Source organism: Acidimicrobiia bacterium (assembly GCA_040289475.1).
In the GTDB taxonomy this organism is placed as follows: domain Bacteria; phylum Actinomycetota; class Acidimicrobiia; order ATN3; family PSLF01; genus PSLF01.
The window spans coordinates 83,116-100,609 of sequence record PSLF01000007.1 but is presented as its reverse complement, the minus strand read 5'-3'; the positions used below and the strand labels follow the sequence as shown (position 1 = coordinate 100,609).

10 protein-coding genes are annotated in these 17,494 nt (G+C 56.8%); 4 read left to right on the top strand and 6 right to left on the bottom strand.

Annotated elements, in window-relative coordinates:
• The first annotated feature begins 64 nt into the window (after positions 1-64).
• Genes mfd through C4318_05445 form a run of 3 tightly spaced genes read left to right on the top strand, consistent with a single transcriptional unit; the run spans position 65 to position 5,489 of the window.
• Entirely contained in the window at positions 65-2,818 is a 2,754-nt protein-coding gene (gene mfd, locus C4318_05455) for a transcription-repair coupling factor (protein ID MER3454590.1), read from the top strand.
• A 59-nt stretch (positions 2,819-2,877) separates the two neighbouring features.
• On the top strand, positions 2,878-3,954 hold the full coding sequence (locus C4318_05450; protein MER3454589.1) for a hypothetical protein: 1,077 nt from the start codon (positions 2,878-2,880) through the stop codon (positions 3,952-3,954).
• Positions 3,951-5,489, top strand: a complete 1,539-nt coding sequence (locus C4318_05445) for a nucleoside triphosphate pyrophosphohydrolase (protein ID MER3454588.1) — start codon at positions 3,951-3,953, stop codon at positions 5,487-5,489. The genes C4318_05450 and C4318_05445 overlap by 4 nt, the downstream gene beginning before the upstream one ends.
• A 4-nt stretch (positions 5,490-5,493) precedes the next feature.
• On the opposite strand, the gene C4318_05440 is transcribed toward C4318_05445, so the two are convergent.
• The 5 genes from C4318_05440 to C4318_05420 all read right to left on the bottom strand — a co-directional run bounded on the left by C4318_05440 (position 5,494) and on the right by C4318_05420 (position 13,156).
• Positions 5,494-6,393 (bottom strand): hypothetical protein, encoded by a 900-nt coding sequence (locus C4318_05440; GenBank protein ID MER3454587.1) that lies wholly within the window; start codon positions 6,391-6,393, stop codon positions 5,494-5,496.
• Entirely contained in the window at positions 6,368-8,335 is a 1,968-nt protein-coding gene (locus tag C4318_05435; GenBank protein MER3454586.1) for a hypothetical protein, read from the bottom strand. The genes C4318_05440 and C4318_05435 overlap by 26 nt, the downstream gene beginning before the upstream one ends.
• Before the next feature lie 130 nt (positions 8,336-8,465).
• Positions 8,466-10,904 (bottom strand): hypothetical protein, encoded by a 2,439-nt coding sequence (locus tag C4318_05430; GenBank protein ID MER3454585.1) that lies wholly within the window; start codon positions 10,902-10,904, stop codon positions 8,466-8,468.
• Positions 10,765-12,015, bottom strand: coding sequence for a hypothetical protein (locus C4318_05425; protein MER3454584.1), 1,251 nt, complete (start codon positions 12,013-12,015; stop codon positions 10,765-10,767). The genes C4318_05430 and C4318_05425 overlap by 140 nt, the downstream gene beginning before the upstream one ends.
• Before the next feature lie 4 nt (positions 12,016-12,019).
• Positions 12,020-13,156 (bottom strand): hypothetical protein, encoded by a 1,137-nt coding sequence (locus C4318_05420; protein MER3454583.1) that lies wholly within the window; start codon positions 13,154-13,156, stop codon positions 12,020-12,022.
• Positions 13,157-13,165: 9 nt separating this feature from the next.
• Here C4318_05420 and C4318_05415 point away from each other — a divergent pair, with 9 nt between their 5' ends.
• Positions 13,166-14,641 (top strand): hypothetical protein, encoded by a 1,476-nt coding sequence (locus C4318_05415; GenBank protein ID MER3454582.1) that lies wholly within the window; start codon positions 13,166-13,168, stop codon positions 14,639-14,641.
• A 96-nt stretch (positions 14,642-14,737) separates the two neighbouring features.
• Here the strand turns inward: C4318_05415 and acnA are convergent, their stop codons facing one another.
• Positions 14,738-17,491: an aconitate hydratase AcnA gene (gene acnA, locus C4318_05410; protein MER3454581.1), complete on the bottom strand. Its 2,754-nt coding sequence runs from the start codon at positions 17,489-17,491 to the stop codon at positions 14,738-14,740.
• Positions 17,492-17,494: the final 3 nt, after the last annotated feature.

The following is a 17,494-nucleotide window of genomic DNA, read 5'->3' as shown; positions in this document are numbered from 1 at the left end:
CTGGGTCGTACCTAGACCCGCAACTCTTTTCGAGCTACTAGAGGGCGGCAGCATCGTAGCGCTCATGGATCCCGCGGAGATACGCGCCAGAGCCGAGGCTCACGTTGCCGAAGAAGAGGATCTCGCCTCTGCGCTGATGAGCACGTGGGATACAGGGCAAGAACATGCTAGTGCTTCATCAGACCCGAGTGCGGAAGCCCCCCGTCTGTATGCCCGCCCGGATGAAGCTTTCGAGAGATTCAGATTGCCGATGCTCGCTGTTACTTCTGCACCCCAAGCTCTAGAGGACGTAGAGCCGCTTTTCGAGCCTTGGCCTCGAGCGTTCAAGACGTCGGATGTGGCGGCGAAGTCAGGTGCTTACTCGAGAAAGGGATGGACTGTTGCTGTGGCGGCCGGATCCACAGCTAACGCCAGGCGTGTTGTCGAGAGTTTTGCGGATGAGGAAGTTTCCGTGGGGATAGCCGCCACCGATGATCTTTCGGAGCTGATAAGACAGCCCGGGTTGCTTGCTGGGACCTTCTCTTATTCCGAGGGATTCGTATTCCCTGATGGGCAGCTTGCTCTGGTCACTGAGGCAGAGCTCGCACCCTCTCGCTCTAAAGTTTCCGAGCTTAAGCGAGCGCCTGCGCGTTGGGAAAGAGCCACTAGGTATGCGACCGCCAAAGTTTCGCCGGGTTTTTCTCGAGCACTACGTGCTGTTCCAGAGGAATCGGGTCGCGGTAGAAAAACCACCAACGAGGAGTTCTTGGCCGACCTCGAACCAGGAGATTACGTCGTACACAATTACCACGGGATTGGGGTTTACAAGGGCCTCGTCACATTGTCTGCCGGAGGTGCTGAGCGCGACTATCTCCTTTTGGAGTATGCCGGCGGAGGGCGTCTCTACGTTCCCACTTATCATCTCGATTCGGTTAGCAAGTACAGCGGGGGCGAACACCCTCGTCTGAGTCGACTTGGCGGGGCAGACTGGGCCCAGACCAAGCGACGGGCTCGAGCCGCTGCGGCCAAGGTAGCCCGCTATCTCGTCGAGCTGTACAGAGAGCGCTCGCAGATCTCAGGCATAGCATTCTCGAAGGACACACCGTGGCAGCGGGAGTTAGAAGATTCTTTTCCTTACGATCTCACTCCCGATCAGGAGCGAGCACTGACAGAGGTCAAGGCCGACATGGAGTCGCCGCGTCCCATGGATCGACTGGTCTGTGGCGATGTCGGGTTTGGGAAGACAGAGATAGCCGTAAGAGCTGCGTTCAAGGCAGTTCAAGATGGATTTCAAGTTGCCGTGCTGGTGCCAACCACGCTCTTGGCCCAACAGCATTTAGAGACGTTCTGCGAGCGGTTCGAACCGTATCCAGTTCGGGTCGAGATGTTGAGCCGGTTCCTAACACCCGCTCGCCAACGCAAAGTCATTGAGCGTGTAGCGAGCGGAGAGGTGGATGTCATTATCGGCACCCACCGCCTTCTCCAAAAAGATGTGCGAATTCCAAAGCTTGGATTGCTGATAGTCGACGAAGAGCATCGATTCGGGGTCGCTCATAAAGAGGCGATCAAGGTTGCGTCCAAAGGTGTGGACGTTTTGACCCTAACTGCTACCCCCATTCCCAGAACACTGGAGATGGCGCTTGCGGGAATCCGCGATGTCTCGACGATCGAAACACCCCCGTCAGGGCGCCAGCCCGTACTCACCTATGTGGGAGAGTACGACGAAGGTGCCGTCTCAGCAGCTATCCGAAGAGAGCTGATGCGCAAGGGGCAGGTTTTCTACGTGCACAACCGAGTGCGCTCTATAGAGATGGCGTTGGAACACATTCGAGAACTGGTTCCCTCCGCTAGGGTCGAAGCGTGTCACGGCCAGATGGCAGATCACGTGCTCGAGAAAACAATGATGAGGTTTTACGAGGGGGAGATCGACGTGCTCGTTACTACTACTATTGTCGAGTCGGGGCTGGACATTCCTAGCGTCAATACCTTGATAGTAGAACGCGCCGACACCTTGGGTCTGGCGGAGCTGTATCAGTTGCGCGGCAGAGTGGGTCGAGGCAAAGACCGAGCCTATGCCTACTTTTTTTATCCTTCCAGAAAGGCCTTGTCCGAGGAGGCGTTCGAGCGCCTCAAGACGATCGGAGAACATACCGACTTGGGTTCCGGGTTTGCCATCGCCCGGCGCGACTTGGAGATTCGGGGGGCAGGGAACTTGCTTGGAGAGGCCCAGTCCGGGCACATCGCAGCAGTCGGATTGGATCTTTACGTAAAGATGGTTGCCGAGTCCGTAGCTACTTTGGAGAGTGGAGAAGTCGCGGAGGCATCTGTTCCGGTACAGATCGATATTCCAGTCGAGGCTTATCTCCCCAAAGAGTATGTCTCACAAGAGTCCTCGAGGCTCGAAGCGTACAGGAAGTTGGCCGAGGTCTGCGACGAAGATGGAATTCAGCGAATGCAAGAAGAGTGGAGAGACCGGTATGGTCCTCTGCCCGGACCCGCTTTGGCCCTCGCTGACCTAGCTCGCCTAAAGTTGGCGTGTCAGCGGATGGGGATTACCGATTGCGTGTATGCAGGCGTAACACTGAAACTGAGTCCCCTTGAGCTGACCGAACTCCAATGTCTTCGTCTCTCAGCTCGGGGATTCAACTGTGTTTACAAACCCTCCGACTCTGCCCTGCAAGTAAAGGTCGATAAGGAAAGGTGCACCCCCAAGTACATTCTCAGCTTGCTCGCAGCGATCGAGACGGCGCAGGGATCGAGGCCTAAAAAAACCAGGAATAGAAGTAAGAAGAATACAAATCGGGCTTCTCTGAACGAGGGTAGGTCGCAGCGGAGTTGAACCGAAGCTCGAGGCGCAGAAGCTTTGCGAGGTCAGGCTGTAAAGGAGCTCACTTAGAAATGGCAGCAGGATCAGCGTTGTTGCGATGCTCAATGCGGCATTGGCTGGCGGTATTGGTGTTCGCGGTCGCAAGCGCCTCTGTACTCTCGGCTTGCGATTTTGTCTCGCCTGTGGTGGCCACAGTGAATGCGTCGCCGATAACAAGGGAGTGGCTGGACTCGGTTTCCGATGCGTTCGAGGGAGACAAGGCTCTCCAAGCTCTCATAGATGTAGGGCCCGCAGTGGTGGTGTCCAGCGCCGAAGAGGAACGTTCTCAGTCTGGGTTGCGGGGGCGGGATCTGCGGTTAGCACTTCTGTCGAGGCGCATGAATCTCGAGGTTGTCGACACCATGTTGGGGCGAATGAACCTTGACCCCTCTGCATGGAGGAAGCAAGCCGCCGCAGAAGTAGAGCGGCAGACACAAGCAAAGACATGGGCCTCTGAGAGTCAACGGCGCGCAGTGCTCGAGTTCGCCTCGAAATGGAGGGGAGACCGAGCTCTGCTGATTGAGGCGATCATGCCTAGCCAGCCCAGCGAGACATCGCTCGAGCTGTTGTTCCAGCGCTACCCCGGTTTCGGGGCAAAGCTTTGCTTCTCGGTCATAAAAGTCGAAAATGACGATGAAAGCCGGAAGGTCGCCGAACGGCTGAATGCAGGCGAAAGTTTCTCTGCTGTCGCAGCCGATCTCTCCGTTGACCTGGCGACAAAGCCCCGCAGAGGCGACGTTGGCTGCGTTACTTTGCTACAGGCTTTCCAAAGATTGCAAGATCCGGTTCCTTTTGCCGTAGCGCTGAGTCTCCGGCCCGGACAGGCTCGGGGGCCGATCGAGGGAGCCACCGGGGCGCGGTGGTTCGTGCGCCACAGCGACTCGGGCTCCACTGGCCTGGACTTCGACTCAGCCCGCCCCCAGCTTTTGGAGCAGTACGGTCAGGCGCGACTGCAAGTGGTATCCGACCAATTCGTCGAAGTCGCCCTGAGTCTCGATGTTCGTATTGCGTGTCCTGAGGGCCGCTGGAATCCAGAACAGCTTGCCATAGAGGCTTGCGACTCATCCTCGGGGGGCGCACATCCGCCACTTCCACAACCTGAGCAGTGAGTAGATCCTTAGACGATTTACTAATCGCCGGGCTGGGACCCGGTGACCCAAAGCTGTGTACCTTGGAGGTGCGAGATCTCGTAGACGAGGCACGTCGTGGTCGATTGCGCGTGTTTCTGCGTACTGCTGAACATCCTCTCGCATCTCAGATAGCTGCTGAGGTAGAGACAGCAACCGCCTTTGACGATCTCTACTCGCGCTTCAACGAGTACGACGATCTCTATGCTGAAATGGCTCGCGTGGTGGTAGAGGCTGCGACCCGCGGGCGCGTCGCCTTTCTAGTTCCGGGCAGTCCCTTTATGGGGGAGACAGCTGCTTCGCTAGCTTTTCGTGATGCTAAAAACGCCGGGCTATGCGTCCGAGTGGTTCCTGGAGTTTCTTTTATAGAGGCCGTCGCATGCGAACTGGGTGTAGACGCTGTAGACGTAAGCCTTCAAATCGTAGATGCCTATCGGATCGAGGAAGCCGTGTTGGGAGAGGGCGCGATATTGGTGGCCCAGTGTCATTCCCGTGACCTTCTCTCTACCGTGAAATTGGCGCTATTAGAGGAGCTGCCTCCCGAGCATCGGGTGGCATTCGTGGATGCTGCTTACAGCGGCAAGCCCCGGCTTGTGTGGGTAGAGCTTGCTGAGCTCGATCGAGCTGGGTTGGAGCCGACTCATTGCACGTCATTGTTCGTTCCCGCTTCGGATAAAGCTCCGGGCAGGGCATTGCGCAACTTTGTCGACCTTGTCGAGACTCTGAGGGGTCCGGGGGGATGTCCTTGGGACGCCCAGCAGACTCACCACAGCCTCTCCCGACACTTGCTAGAAGAGACTTATGAGGTCCTGGAAGCAATCGATGCCCTGCCAGAGGGGGCTCCCGAGGGCGAAATCAATCCTGCCGCTTATGCGACTCTCGAAGAGGAGCTCGGGGATTTACTGTTCCAGATCGCATTTCACGCGACCCTGGCAAAGGAAGCCGGTGCATTCACGATCGCTGATGTCGCGCGGGGCATTTATTCCAAACTTGTAGCCCGTCACCCTCATGTATTCGGAGAAACCGTAGTCTCGGATGCCGCAGAGGTCGCCGGAAACTGGGAGAAGATCAAGATCGAGGAAAAACAGCGCCATTCATTGATGGACGATATAGGACGCACCCTGCCCGCTCTTTTGTTCGCTCACAAGATTCAGAGGCGTGCGACCTCGGTTGGATTCGATTGGTCAGAGCCTCTTGGTGTTCTCGATAAAGTCCGGGAGGAGCTGAGCGAGCTAGAGAGCGAGATACATGGTAGGGAAAAGTTCGTGTCTGGGTGGGCGGTCGCTCCCCAGCGGGTTGTGGAGGAGTTGGGAGACCTTTTATTCGCCGTTGTCAACCTAGCTAGGCACCTGCGCGTAGATCCAGAGGAAGCTTTGAGGAAATCGGCCGAGCGCTTCGCGGCTCGCTTCAGAAAGATGGAAGATCTAGCGCGCTCTCGTGGGACGAGCTTGCGGGAAGTGGACCATACGACTCTGGAGGAGCTGTGGCAGGAGGCGAAGTCAGCTAGCAGTGACTAGCGGGTTATAGCCGGACCTTACCCCGGAACTCGTTTCTAAGGAACACTCCGTCGATCTTGATCCAGGTTCCCTGGGTGTCTTGGAACGCTCCCGAGGTGTTGCACAAAAAGAATCCCTCTTCGTACAAGACCTTGGACATCTCAAAAAACATCGGCTCGTTTTCATAGATAGGGACTAGTCCGAGTTCTGCTTCGACAGCGACACTTCTTCCTAGCGCCGTTTTGCCTCCGCTAACAGCCCTCAGTTCGGCACCTTCGACGTCAAGCTTGATCCAGATCCGCTGCGCGCCGCTTGCGTACCTGTCGACAATGGTGTCGAGTGTTAGCGCCTCGACCTCTTCGATAAAGGCAGTTTGGACTCCTGGGACCATCTCGTCATCGCTCGGCAGCGGGTTGAACAGTGTGTTGCACGGCGACTCCTCGGCAACTCGCAGGCTGACTCTGCCGTCTTCATCGTAGACCGCGGCTCTTAGGCACTCCCATCTACGATCTCTGCGTGCCGCGGTTTCCAGCTGCGCAAAAGCTTCGGAACCTGGCTCGACAGATAGGATTCGCCCGAAGTAACCGGCGTTTCTTAGGCCAGCGGCATATTGTCCTGTGTTTGCTCCGCAATCGATAACTAGATCGACATTTAGCTGGGCGATCAGCCGCCTTCTGACGGATGCTCCCCAGGGTGGGTATCCGATCTTGTAGAGGGCTGTGTTGAAACGGGCGAAGGGACCGTGAGTGACCCGCCACACCCCAAGCCCCTTTTTTTCGAGAGCGTCTCTTATCTTTTTGACAACTGTTGGTGTACATGGGGCAGCACGCGGCCCAGGGCCGCGGCTGCCGTGGGCCGCAGGGACGTTCCGATTCTCAAAAGATGGTGGTAGTGAAGTGCTAGCCAGTGTATCCCTCTGCGAAATACCAGTCTTTTCTTGGACCGTTCACGCCATTCGACGTGTGCCCGTCGGTCCAAATCCCAAGGTAGCGGAAGTAGATAGGGCGTTCGGCGATTAGCGGGTGTGAGGCCACTATTTTTACGGCTACTTCTCTGTCGGGCCCGATCTCTGCATTGACGTCTACGGTGAAGCGGGAGTTGGGAGCGACGCGATACCTTACTGTTTTATACAGGCCAGAAGGCCCGTGGTAGTCGATGTCAACCAAAGCCTCCGAGGCATCGGGATTTCCTAACGTCAGATACTCCTTGAAGTAGTTCCCAGTGTATCCCTCTGCGAAGTACCAGGTCTGAGAGGGCTGGCGGTTCCCGACTCCTACCGTGCCGCCGCTCACCGGTCCCATATAGGTGTACCAATTAGCTGTGTCGAAGTACATCGGGCGCTCTGCAGCAATAGGCAAGTCAGACTCGACTACTAAAGAGTTCTCGTACCCACGACCTATCAGGTCGGGCACGAACAGTGTCTTTCGGGTTTGTGAATTTACGGTCACGACTCTGATTGCAGGCCCTGCTCTGTCGCGGAGAAACCGCAGCTGCACAGTGGCAGGTGTTGCGTTCGGATTAGCGAGAGTTATGTACTCGTCGAATCCTGAAGCCGTGTATCCCTCGGCGAAGTAAAAATTCTTCGCTGGGGAGGCTAGCCCGGTGGAGACGTGCCCACCCGTCCAGCTCCCGGTGCCGTAGGCGAAGTACATCGGACGCTCCGCTACGATTGGCACGTCGGAGCGTACAACTGTACTGACGTTTTTTCCTTTTCCGACCACGCTCTTTACGTTGACTGTCGAGCGCCTTCCGGCTGGCACAACTAGGATCTGGGAGCGGTTGGCTTCACCTTCGATTAGGTAATCGAGGCTTACCCTAGCATCGGTACTAGAGGCGTTAGCAAGCGTTATGTACTCTTCGAAGGTTTCGCCCGTGTATCCTTCGGCGAAATAGAAGGATGTCTGGGGTTGCTCAAAGCCTACTCCTACTGAGCCGCCTGTCCAGAGATCGGGTCCATAAGCAAAGTACATCGGACGTTCGACCACTACCGGCTCGGTGGATCTGAGCTCGGTTCCGTGTTGCTGTCTAGGGATGGTCTCGTTCACAAACACCGTTTTTCTGGAGCGAGGTGGCAACGTTACAGGGGATCCCATAACGGGAGGGGCACCGTCGAGCAAGTAACGCGGCGTAGCTACGGCTGTGACATCTCCGGGATTTTGGATGGTCAAGTACTCGTGGAACGAAAATCCTCGAGACGGGTCGGGCTCTGCCCAGCGGACCGCCGCGTTGAGGCTGTCGAAGGGATTGAGTGGGGTTCCATCCGGATTGTGGATCTCGAAATGAAGGTGGGGGTGGGTCTCCTCGGCGTTGCCGGAGTCTCCAACATAGCCTATGAATTGGCCCCGTCTAACCGGGGCACCCGGCTCTATGCCTACGGCGAATGCCCATCTCTTCCCTCCTTGACCGTTGTCGGTCCCAGGCGTGTCGTTGTTGAGATGTATGTACCAGTATCTGTAGCCGGATCGCCCCACTAGCTCAAGCATGTATCCCGCTGAGCCTTCATTCAGCAGCCACCACGAGATGTAACCGTCTTCTGCAGCAACAGCCCTAGTGAGTTTGGGAGCGAAAATGTCTATACCAGTGTGCGTGCGCCCACCTGAACGGGGAGCACCAAAGTCATTCGTATAGCTCGCAGGCCCGTTCACGGGAAACACAATGGGAACTACTTGAGCACTAGCCATCTCAGGCGTCAAAACAGCCCCTGTCGCCACAACGACGGTGGCCGCAGCAAAAATCGTGCCAAGAGCCGCTCGAAAAGCAGAGATGCAGCGTCGGGTCGATGACATCTCGTGCTGCACCCCTTCGCCCTCCGCGAACTGTTTAGACGTATGAAGAAGTTTTGTTTTCGAAGGATCCTCCAAAAGCACAGTGACAATTTCTTTGTCGGCAGAGATGTCAATTTACCAAAGCAAGCACATTTGGAGGTGTTAGGAACGCGACCAATGGACCAATAAAGTCTCAGTTCCCTAGAAGCCACTGGGGCTAGCACGGAGCGATTCAGGCACCCCGCTTTCCTTTCCTTTGTGCATAGCGGTGTTGTCGTTCTCGCTCTCTCCGCGCCGCTGCCAGTTTTTCCAGTGCTTGGTATACATTGCTTCTCTGCGTATCTGAAAGAGGGATCTTTGAGTACGAGAGCTGAACTATCGCCGTTACAACCTGCATTGCCAGTTCCCGCTGTGCCGAAGGAAGGCGTGCCCACAGCACAGCGCCATACTCGCTCGGCGTTTGAGAAGGATTGCGGACGATTCCGACGGCGTTTTCGAGCATCCGCATAAGGTCGAACGCCTCGCTTTCTGGATGAGCGGACCTGCGACGTCTGAATTTGTGCCAGGCGACAACGGTAATAATGGCGGCAATCAAAAACACCAACAAGGCGATCAGTGCTGTTATCAGGTGGGAACCAGATCCACTGGTTTTTGCCTGACCCAAAAGTGGCTGGATGTCTTGAGTGACCCACCCGAATCCGCTCACGTACACCTCCACCCAGGTCGTCCTCTCAGCCCGGTCGAGAGCATAGAGCGTGCCTCGATCGTTACTTGAAACATCGGATCGTCCGCTAGGTGAAGTTGTAGGTGCTGAACGCAGTCCGGGGCTGCTGGCGGAAGAAGGCGAGGGTGGCGTCCCGACAGTCCCAAGTGGGGTTGGCCTGTATCCAAATCCGATTCTTGCGGGCACTCCTACTGTGCGCATCATGACGACTGCTGCAGCTACGGCGTCGTCTCCGGTACCTCTATTGCCGCGGCCGAAAATATAGTCCTCCACGGCATCCCTCGAAGGGTCGCGGCCTTCAGCTCCAACGGTGAACTGGTGCTTATCGACTACGTATTCGATGATGGCCATAGCTTTTTCATAAGGGCTCTTTTTGCCTTTGGTGATGCTTTCGGCCAAATGTCGCACGCGATCGGAGTATCCTTCGGGGAGCTGGAGTCCTTGAGCGGCAACTTCTCGGGGAATCGGTCCATCGAACATCGCAAGATCCACCTGTTCAGGGTCGGGAACCTCGGATTGGACCGTGTAAGCAAAGCCAGCTTTGACCGGTGCATTTGGTACGAGAGCGGCCTCGTGTGCTAAGCGGATCCCGGGGCCGGGATCGGAGCGAAACCACACCCGGCGCGCTTCGAATGCTGCCGGTAGGGGCCCATCGTATGCAGCGATTAGCTCGATTGCCTGTTCGTACTCGTCGAATGGCGCAGATGATTCTCGGCTTACAGGAAGCGTGCAGGGGCAGCGCTGCAAGGTGGTTTCAACCGCGTCCGTTGAAAGGAATGCGTTACCGCTATAGACCGAGAATGCCGTCGCTCTCATAAGGCGAGGCACTCTCGCCTTCATCACAGCGAATACGCTAGAGTCGCCCTGCGGCTCGACTCGGTAGAGGTCCAATCCCGAGATCGAATACGCCGACGACCCCACCCCAGCGCCTCTTTCCCCTCTCGCTCCGTTCTGGTTTGATCCTCCGGCTTGCGTTTGGCTACTGGATGTAGAGCTTGCACCTGGTCGTGGATCGCTTTTGTTGTAGGGCCCAGAGGTAGGCCTTGGGTCGGAGCTGTTGTTGTTCGTTCCAGTGGGGACAGAAGTACTGCTTGTGGGGCGCGAGGAGGAGGTGGGAGATGCGGTGCTACTGCTCTCACGCCCCTTAGCTTCGAAAGCGGTTTTGATTGGGGGAAGTAGTATCGCGAGGAGTCCCAAGACCAAGAGAGCCCCGAGCGTGCCGACGAGAGTTCGGACCCACGGTTCCTGGGACATTCCCACCCGCTCGACACTCATTTCCGCCGGGTGGGCTATCTTAGTTGCGAGTTCGTGCCTGTGGGCTAGCATCAGCTGGCCAGCAAATGCAGCTGCCCACAGCAGTCCTAGAGCGACTGCTGACAAACCAGAAGGCCTCGTGAGAATAGTCATGCCTACTGTTCCAGCGCCGAGAATGCCGTTGATTAGACAGTCGGTGGCCCTGGTGCAGCCGTAGGCTTGAACAGCGGCAGTGGCAATGAGTGCCAGCACGGCTGAGCGGCTCGGGGGCCCCACGAGAGGCGTTGAAGCTATCAATACATAGAAGCCGATCACGATAGAGACAACCCCAACGACAGAGCGATATAGCGAAGTCGAGAATTTTCCCGCCACTGCGGCCGTAATTGGAGTCGCAAGAGTATGCCCGGCCAGGCCAATAGCCGTCAGGAACGCCAATCCAAACAAGAATGTCGGTCGTTGGGGATCGAGGCCGGGGAGTACGTCGGTAGTTGCGACTAACGCCGCCAAAGCCAGCGTGGCGGCTGACGCCACCCTGAGCGAGCCCGAGACTCTCTCAGCCTGCCAAGCGTCCTTCACCATAGGCCTTTCGTCCATGGAGGGGATACACGGTGAGCCTATCGGTGATCTCCGCATACCACGAGCGGTTTCGCACGGGCTCGGGTGCTCCGGTGAACACCAAAAACACGGACTCATCCAGTGCTTGAAAATAGGGCCTGGTATGCGGTGTGGAAACAAAGATGGTCGAAGCACGCTTGGGGGACGATCCCAACTTGGGGACTGTGGGAAACTCAGGCCCGAAGTTGGTTCTGGCCCAGTAGTCCATCACTTCCTCTCGTGAGCGCACTCTCCGCATGACCTGGCTTCCAGAAAGCAAATAAACTGTGTGACCACGTTCCAGTGCAGCCAAAGAGAGCGAAGCCGCGACCACAAGCGCCCTTTCGCCCCAGACATCGCCCAGACCCGTGGTAGGTAAAGCTGGAGTTGTCACCCATAACTCGGGAAGAGAGGGGTACTTTGACGAGCTTTCTGTGACCCAGTAGAGGCGTGGAGACAGCGTCTCGACGGCTACAACCAACTCTAGGCGTCCTTCGTGCTCCATCTCTTTGACAAACAGTTCATCGTGGCGGGCCGAGGCTCGCCAGTGAATCCTTCTTACCCTGTCTCCTGGGCGGTACTCGCGGATGTTGAGAAAGTCAATTCCCACCCCGGTTCGCGGCGGAGTCGTCCTGACTTCTCCAGACCAGGTCACACTACCCATGCCCTCGGGTATATCCACATGATAGGTTTGGGGACCGATGACTACGTCTGCTTCGGTGACCACTTCTTTTTTGGCGATGAACAACCCAGCCGGCACTGAAGTTGCGAGCATCGTTCTGAAGTGATTCCAATACCCTCGTTGAGTAAGACGAAGCAGCCAGGTCGCGTCGGTCGACTCGCCGCTGATACCCAACAGTACAGGGTGCACTCCGAAGTTCTGATCTTTGGCGATGACCGCTCCTTTCGCTCCGCGTTCTGCCACTACTTCGACGCGAAAGGGAATGGGAGACCCGACCTGGCCTCTAATGGTCAGATCTCTGCGAACATCTACCCTGCGAATCAGGTCCCATGTTGCGATTGCCGATCCCGTGCAGAAGGCCAAGCCAGCCGCACCCACTGCGGTTGCCAGATAGTTCGATCCCAAGATTCCCACGATAAAAAACAGAGCCGAAAGAGCGATCATGGTGAACCCGCGCCCAGTGGGGAAAGGGACCCCCGTTGGGTAGCGGTTTTTCGGTGGGGATCCATGATCCCTCTCCGCCGACATACCGTCACCGCCTTCCGCGAAGTTGATCGTCTCTGGCCACAACCACTGGCGTCGACTCGATGAGTTTGCGCACTAGTGCATCTCCGGCCCTGTGGTCGGATTGTCCGGAGCCCGCAAAGATGATGCGATGTCTCAACACGAACGGAGCGAGGGCCTTCACGTCGTCGGGTAAGACATAGTTTCGTCCGCTCATCGCGGCTCTTGCCTGAGCCATAGAAACCAAAGCTAGGCCTGCTCTGGGACTCGCTCCGAGCAGAACGCCGGGCACTCTGCGCGAGGCCGAAACCAGATTCAAGACGTACTCGAGAACTGGTCGAGATGCGTAGACTGCTTTCACCTCACGTCTCGCGGCGAACAGCGAGTCAAGGTCCACGACGGGCTCAGTTACATCTCTCAAAGTGCCCTCGGCTCCAGCGCTGAGCATTTTCAGCTCGTCGGCTTGGGAGGGATAGCCAAGCTGAAGCGAGCACATGAATCTATCGAGTTGTCCCTCCGGCAGAGGATACGTTCCGTGTTGTTCGAGCGGGTTTTGAGTGGCGATTAGAAAAAACGGATCGGGCAGGCGGTAGGTTTTTCCTTCCACGGATACCTGCCGCTCTTCCATAGCTTCGAGCAAAGCAGACTGTGTTCTGGGTGTGGTGCGATTGAGTTCGTCCACAAGGACCACGTTCGCGAAGATGGGTCCGGGTTGAAACTCGAAGCGATTGTTGGCTCGGTCGAAGATATTCGATCCCGTCAGGTCCTGGGGCAGAAGGTCCGGCGTCGCCTGAACGCGTGAGAAGTTTCCGCCGATGGCATGTGCTACAGACCGCGCTAGCCGCGTCTTCCCCACTCCGGGAACGTCTTCCAATAGGACGTGCCCGCCCGCTAACAGTGTCGTGACGACCAGGGTTTCTTGCTGTCGCTTTCCCTTGAGTACCCTGTCTAAGGCGTCGACCAAAGCCTTGGCGACTGCGGGAACATATATTGGGATGTTTTCTTCAGCAACTGCCACAGGGCTCCTCTCGACAAATATCAAGGCTACATCATCGCTTCGACAGGGAATTCTAGAGGTTGGATTGCGCCGAGGATACCCGTGACCGAGCAGGGCGATTTCTCCCCAAACCAAGCGCAAAAAGGGGCAGAGCTCCGTGAGACCCATGCGGGCATCGTGATCCTAATCGGAGACAAAGCTTTCAAACTGAAGAAACCAGTTCACTTCGGGTTCTTGGACTTCTCTACTCCCGACAAACGTAGGAAAGCTCTGGAGCGGGAAGTAGCGCTGAACCGGCGCCTAGCCCCTGAAGTTTACGAGGGAGTCTTTTCGCTCTGCGATGAGCAGGGTCGACCGATAGAGCCAGTCCTTGTGATGAAGAGGATGCCTTCGGACCGCTCGCTCGAGGCATTGGCCCGCTCGGGAGCGAGCATCGATCTGTGCGTGAGCGCGGTGGCTAAGAAAGTCGCAGAGTTCCACGTACGCTGTAACGATTCTTCGATCTCGGAAGAGATTGGACGCGGCGGGAGTCCAGCTGAGCTCGAAAAAAAATGGCGAGATAATTTCGTAGAGCTAGAACGGCTCACTCCTCGTTTGTTCGATGCCGCCTTGCTAGATCGAATTCGCGAGCTTGCGCTGTCTTACATCAGAGGCCGAAAACGCCTCTTCCTTGAGCGGATCCGGGAAGGCGAGATAAAGGATGGCCACGGCGATCTGCTCTCCTCCGACATCTTCTGTCTCGACTCCACCCCCCAAATCTTGGACTGTATCGAGTTCGACGACACCTACAGGCACTGCGATGTTGCTTCGGAAATTGCGTTTTTGGCAATGGACCTCATCCGTCTCGGTAGGCCCGAACAAGCTCGATTGTTTCTAGAGGAGTACGTTCGTGCCTACCAAAGTCCCGTTCCCTACACGCTTCTGGAGCACTACATCTCTTATAGAGCATGCGTCAGAGCCAAGGTAGCCGCTCTAAGTTACGAGCAAGGCAGAGTTGACATGGGAGAGCAGGCCATAGATCTCTTGAGAATCGCTTTGGATCACGCGCTGCGGGCACGTCCTCTTCTCGTGGTAGTGGGCGGGGTCCCGGGCACCGGCAAGTCTACTCTGTCCAAAGCTATCCAGGATGCAGATGTTTTTGCAGCAGCACTTGAGGGCAGGCCTCGTTTCGAGCTTCTCAGATCCGACGTAGTGAGGAAAGAGCTTGGAGGAGTGGAGCCGGGAGCAAGGTTGGCTTCCTCCCTCGACAGCGGCATCTACACCTCCGAGTTCACCCTTCGCACGTACCAGGAGATGGCTAAGAGGGCATCTGATCATCTGGAGATGGGACAGTCGGTGATTTTAGACGCCACATTTTCGGACAAGCGTCTGAGAGAAATTGCGAGATCCATCGCAAAAAGCACGGGCGCAGCTCTAGTGGAGCTTCGTTGCGATGCTCCTCTTGCGGTTTGTCAGGCCAGAATAGAGAAAAGGTTGGGACGAGGAGACGATGCCTCCGAAGCCGATTTGGAAGTAGCCCAAGCCATCGCCGGGCGGTTTGATGAATGGCCCACGGCTATGTCCATCGACACCTCGGGAAGTGTCGAAGAAAGCCTCGACGCGGCTCTGAAGGCGATCGAGAATAGTATCGGCACTGGGTTTGTGTGGCGGTGATCGAGCTGCGTGTCAAGGATGAGGATTGGGAAGTGTAGTCTCGAGTGGTCTAGCGTCCGGCCCGCCTAACAACCCACCGAGCGACCGTGCGCCATATCAGCCCAAAAGCTTTCGTAAAACCATGGGAAGAATCCCGCCGTGGCGGTAGTACTCCAGCTCTGTGTGCGAGTCGATCCGGGCGGTAACGGGAAATTCGAGTTTGGTTCCCTCTTGTCTCTCGGCAACCACTGTAAGCTGCTGGCGGGGCTTCATCCCAGACGCAATGCCTGATACCGTAAACACCTCCTCGCCTGTTATCCCGAGGGATTCCACGGTGCTACTAGGGGGCAGCTGCAAGGGTAGGACGCCCATCTGAACTAGGTTGGATCGGTGGATTCTCTCGAAGCTTTCTGCGATCACTGCTCGGATCCCGAGCAGCGCGGTACCTTTCGCAGCCCAATCTCTCGAAGACCCCGATCCGTACTCCTTGCCCGCCAGGACTACTAGCGGCACCCCTTCGGTTTTGTAGAGCATCGCAGCCTCGAACACCGACATCTCAGTCTTGTCGGGAAAGTGAAGCGTGAGCCCCCCTTCCTTTCCTGCGCTAGTGGGGACAGTGTCTAGAATTCGATTACGAATTCTCGGATTTGCAAAAGTTCCCCTCATCATAACTTCGAAATTTCCACGCCGTGCTCCATAGGAGTGCAGGTCGGCTGGGGAGACTTCCCGCTCAGCAAGCCAGCGTCCGGCGGGCGAGTCAGGAGGTATGGATCCTGCTGGAGAAATATGGTCTGTGGTGACGGAGTCTCCCAAGACCAGTAGGGCCCGTGCTCCTTTTATGTCAGTGAGGTGTGGCGGCTCGGGTGGAAGATCGTCGACGAAAGGGGGGCGCAGGATGTATGTCGAGCTCGGATCCCAAGAAAAAATGGGCTCTTCTGGAGCGTCGATCTCTCGCCAGCGCGGGGGGCCTTCAAAGATTCGTGAATACCTTGTACGGAACTCTTCTGGGTCCACGCTTTCTCTGACGAGCTCGGACACCCTGTCAGTGTCGGGCCAGATATCAGAAAGGTAGACAGGCTGTCCTTCCGGGTCTATACCGAGGGGCTCTGAGGTGAGGTCGATGTCTACTGTTCCGGCGATTGCGTATGCGACTACGAGCGGAGGCGAAGCCAAAAAGGCTAGTCGAACCTGTGGGTGTATCCGACCCTCGAAGTTTCGATTTCCAGAGAGCACGGCTGCGCAGACCAACTTGGCACGATCGATGGCTTCGGCCACCTCGGGGCGAAGAGGCCCCGAGTTTCCGATGCACGTCGTACACCCAAACCCCACGATAAAGAAACCGAGCTTTTCCAGTGGTGCCAGAACCCCAGCTCGTTCCAGGTAGTCGACAACTACTGCAGAGCCAGGAGCGAGCGAAGTCTTGACAATAGGTGGCACGCCAAGCCCTCTTTCTACAGCGGCTTTGGCTAGGGCGCCGGCGGCCATCATAACTTCGGGGTTGGAGGTGTTGGTACAACTCGTGATTGCTGCGATCACAACCGATCCGTCACTGAGCGAGACTTTCTCGCCGTCTATTGACACCTCGACAGTTCGTTTATCCTCTACCCAAGCCGTTTGTCCGAGTGCCTTGCGAAACACTGTCTTTAGGCCAGCAGGAGTGGTGCGGTCTTGAGGTCGCTTCGGCCCGGCTAGTGAGGGTTCGACTGAACCTAGGTTCAACTCGAGGATTTCGTCGTAGGCGATCCTGTCACCGGCGTCTCCGGAGAAAGACATGTCGGAGGCACCCTCTCTCTCCCCCCCCGCCGCCAAGAGGCTTTGGGCTGCGCAGTACTGTACAACCCGGTTCACGAGGGCTTCGTTTCGCCCAGTTAGACGCAGGTAGTCGATGGTTCTCGCGTCAACTGGAAAGAATCCCGTCGTAGCTCCGTACTCAGGGGCCATGTTGGCTACTGTAGCTCGATCGGGGACCGACAGATGGGCCAGGCCCGGCCCGAAAAACTCTACGAACTTCCCGACTACTCCGTGCTTGCGCAAAAGCTCGGTGAGGGTGAGGACCAAGTCGGTAGCGGTTACTCCCTTGCCTAGTGAGCCATATAGGCGAACCCCTACCACCGTGATCGGTACCATGGCAACTGCCTCGCCCAGCATTGCGGCCTCTGCCTCTATTCCTCCTACGCCCCATCCGAGAACACCGATTCCGCCGATCATCGTTGTGTGAGAGTCGGTGCCGACTAGAGTGTCGGGGAAGATCCATGTTCGATCTGGCGAGCGGTCGATGGCTACTACGCTGGCTAGATACTCTAGGTTGACCTGATGAACTATTCCGCTCCCAGGAGGAACGACTCTGAAGTTCGAGAATGCGTTTTGCGCCCACTTCAGGAGTCGGTACCGCTCTATGTTGCGTTCCATCTCAAGGGTTACGTTGACGTCGAAGGCCTCGGGACTACCATATGAGTCGACCTGCACCGAGTGATCGATGACAAGATCGACGGGCAGCAAGGGGTTTACCGACGTCGGATCCTCACCTTTCCGGCGCGCCTCGTCCCTCATGGCTGCTAGATCAGTTACAAGGGGAACTCCGGTGAAGTCCTGCAGGATGATACGAGAAGGGCGAAAGCCGAACTCCATGTCGGCGCTTCGAGGGTCTGTGGGATCGGCAAGAACCGCTTCTAATTCAGAGGGGTCAGCAATACCCAGAGCTATCGACCTAGCCACGTTTTCAACAAAGACACGTTTTATGAAGGGAAGCCGCTCCAGCTCGTCAGCACCGAGGAGCCTTCGGAGGGGGATGTAGGCGTAACTACCCTCTGGCGTGTGCAGCTCCTCGACATCTACTGTCGCACCGCTCTCTTTCTGTAGTTCGGCTCCCATAAC

What these genes read in the sequence shown, in the direction of transcription:
- mfd (MER3454590.1), top strand. Translation starts at nt 65, where the DNA reads ATGGATCCCGCGGAGATACGCGCCAGAGCCGAGGCTCACGTTGCCGAA.
- C4318_05450 (MER3454589.1), top strand. Translation starts at nt 2,878, where the DNA reads ATGGCAGCAGGATCAGCGTTGTTGCGATGCTCAATGCGGCATTGGCTG.
- C4318_05430 (MER3454585.1), bottom strand. Translation starts at nt 10,904, where the DNA reads ATGAGTCCGTGTTTTTGGTGTTCACCGGAGCACCCGAGCCCGTGCGAA.
- C4318_05425 (MER3454584.1), bottom strand. Translation starts at nt 12,015, where the DNA reads ATGTCGGCGGAGAGGGATCATGGATCCCCACCGAAAAACCGCTACCCA.
- C4318_05420 (MER3454583.1), bottom strand. Translation starts at nt 13,156, where the DNA reads ATGGGTCTCACGGAGCTCTGCCCCTTTTTGCGCTTGGTTTGGGGAGAA.
- acnA (MER3454581.1), bottom strand. Translation starts at nt 17,491, where the DNA reads ATGGGAGCCGAACTACAGAAAGAGAGCGGTGCGACAGTAGATGTCGAG.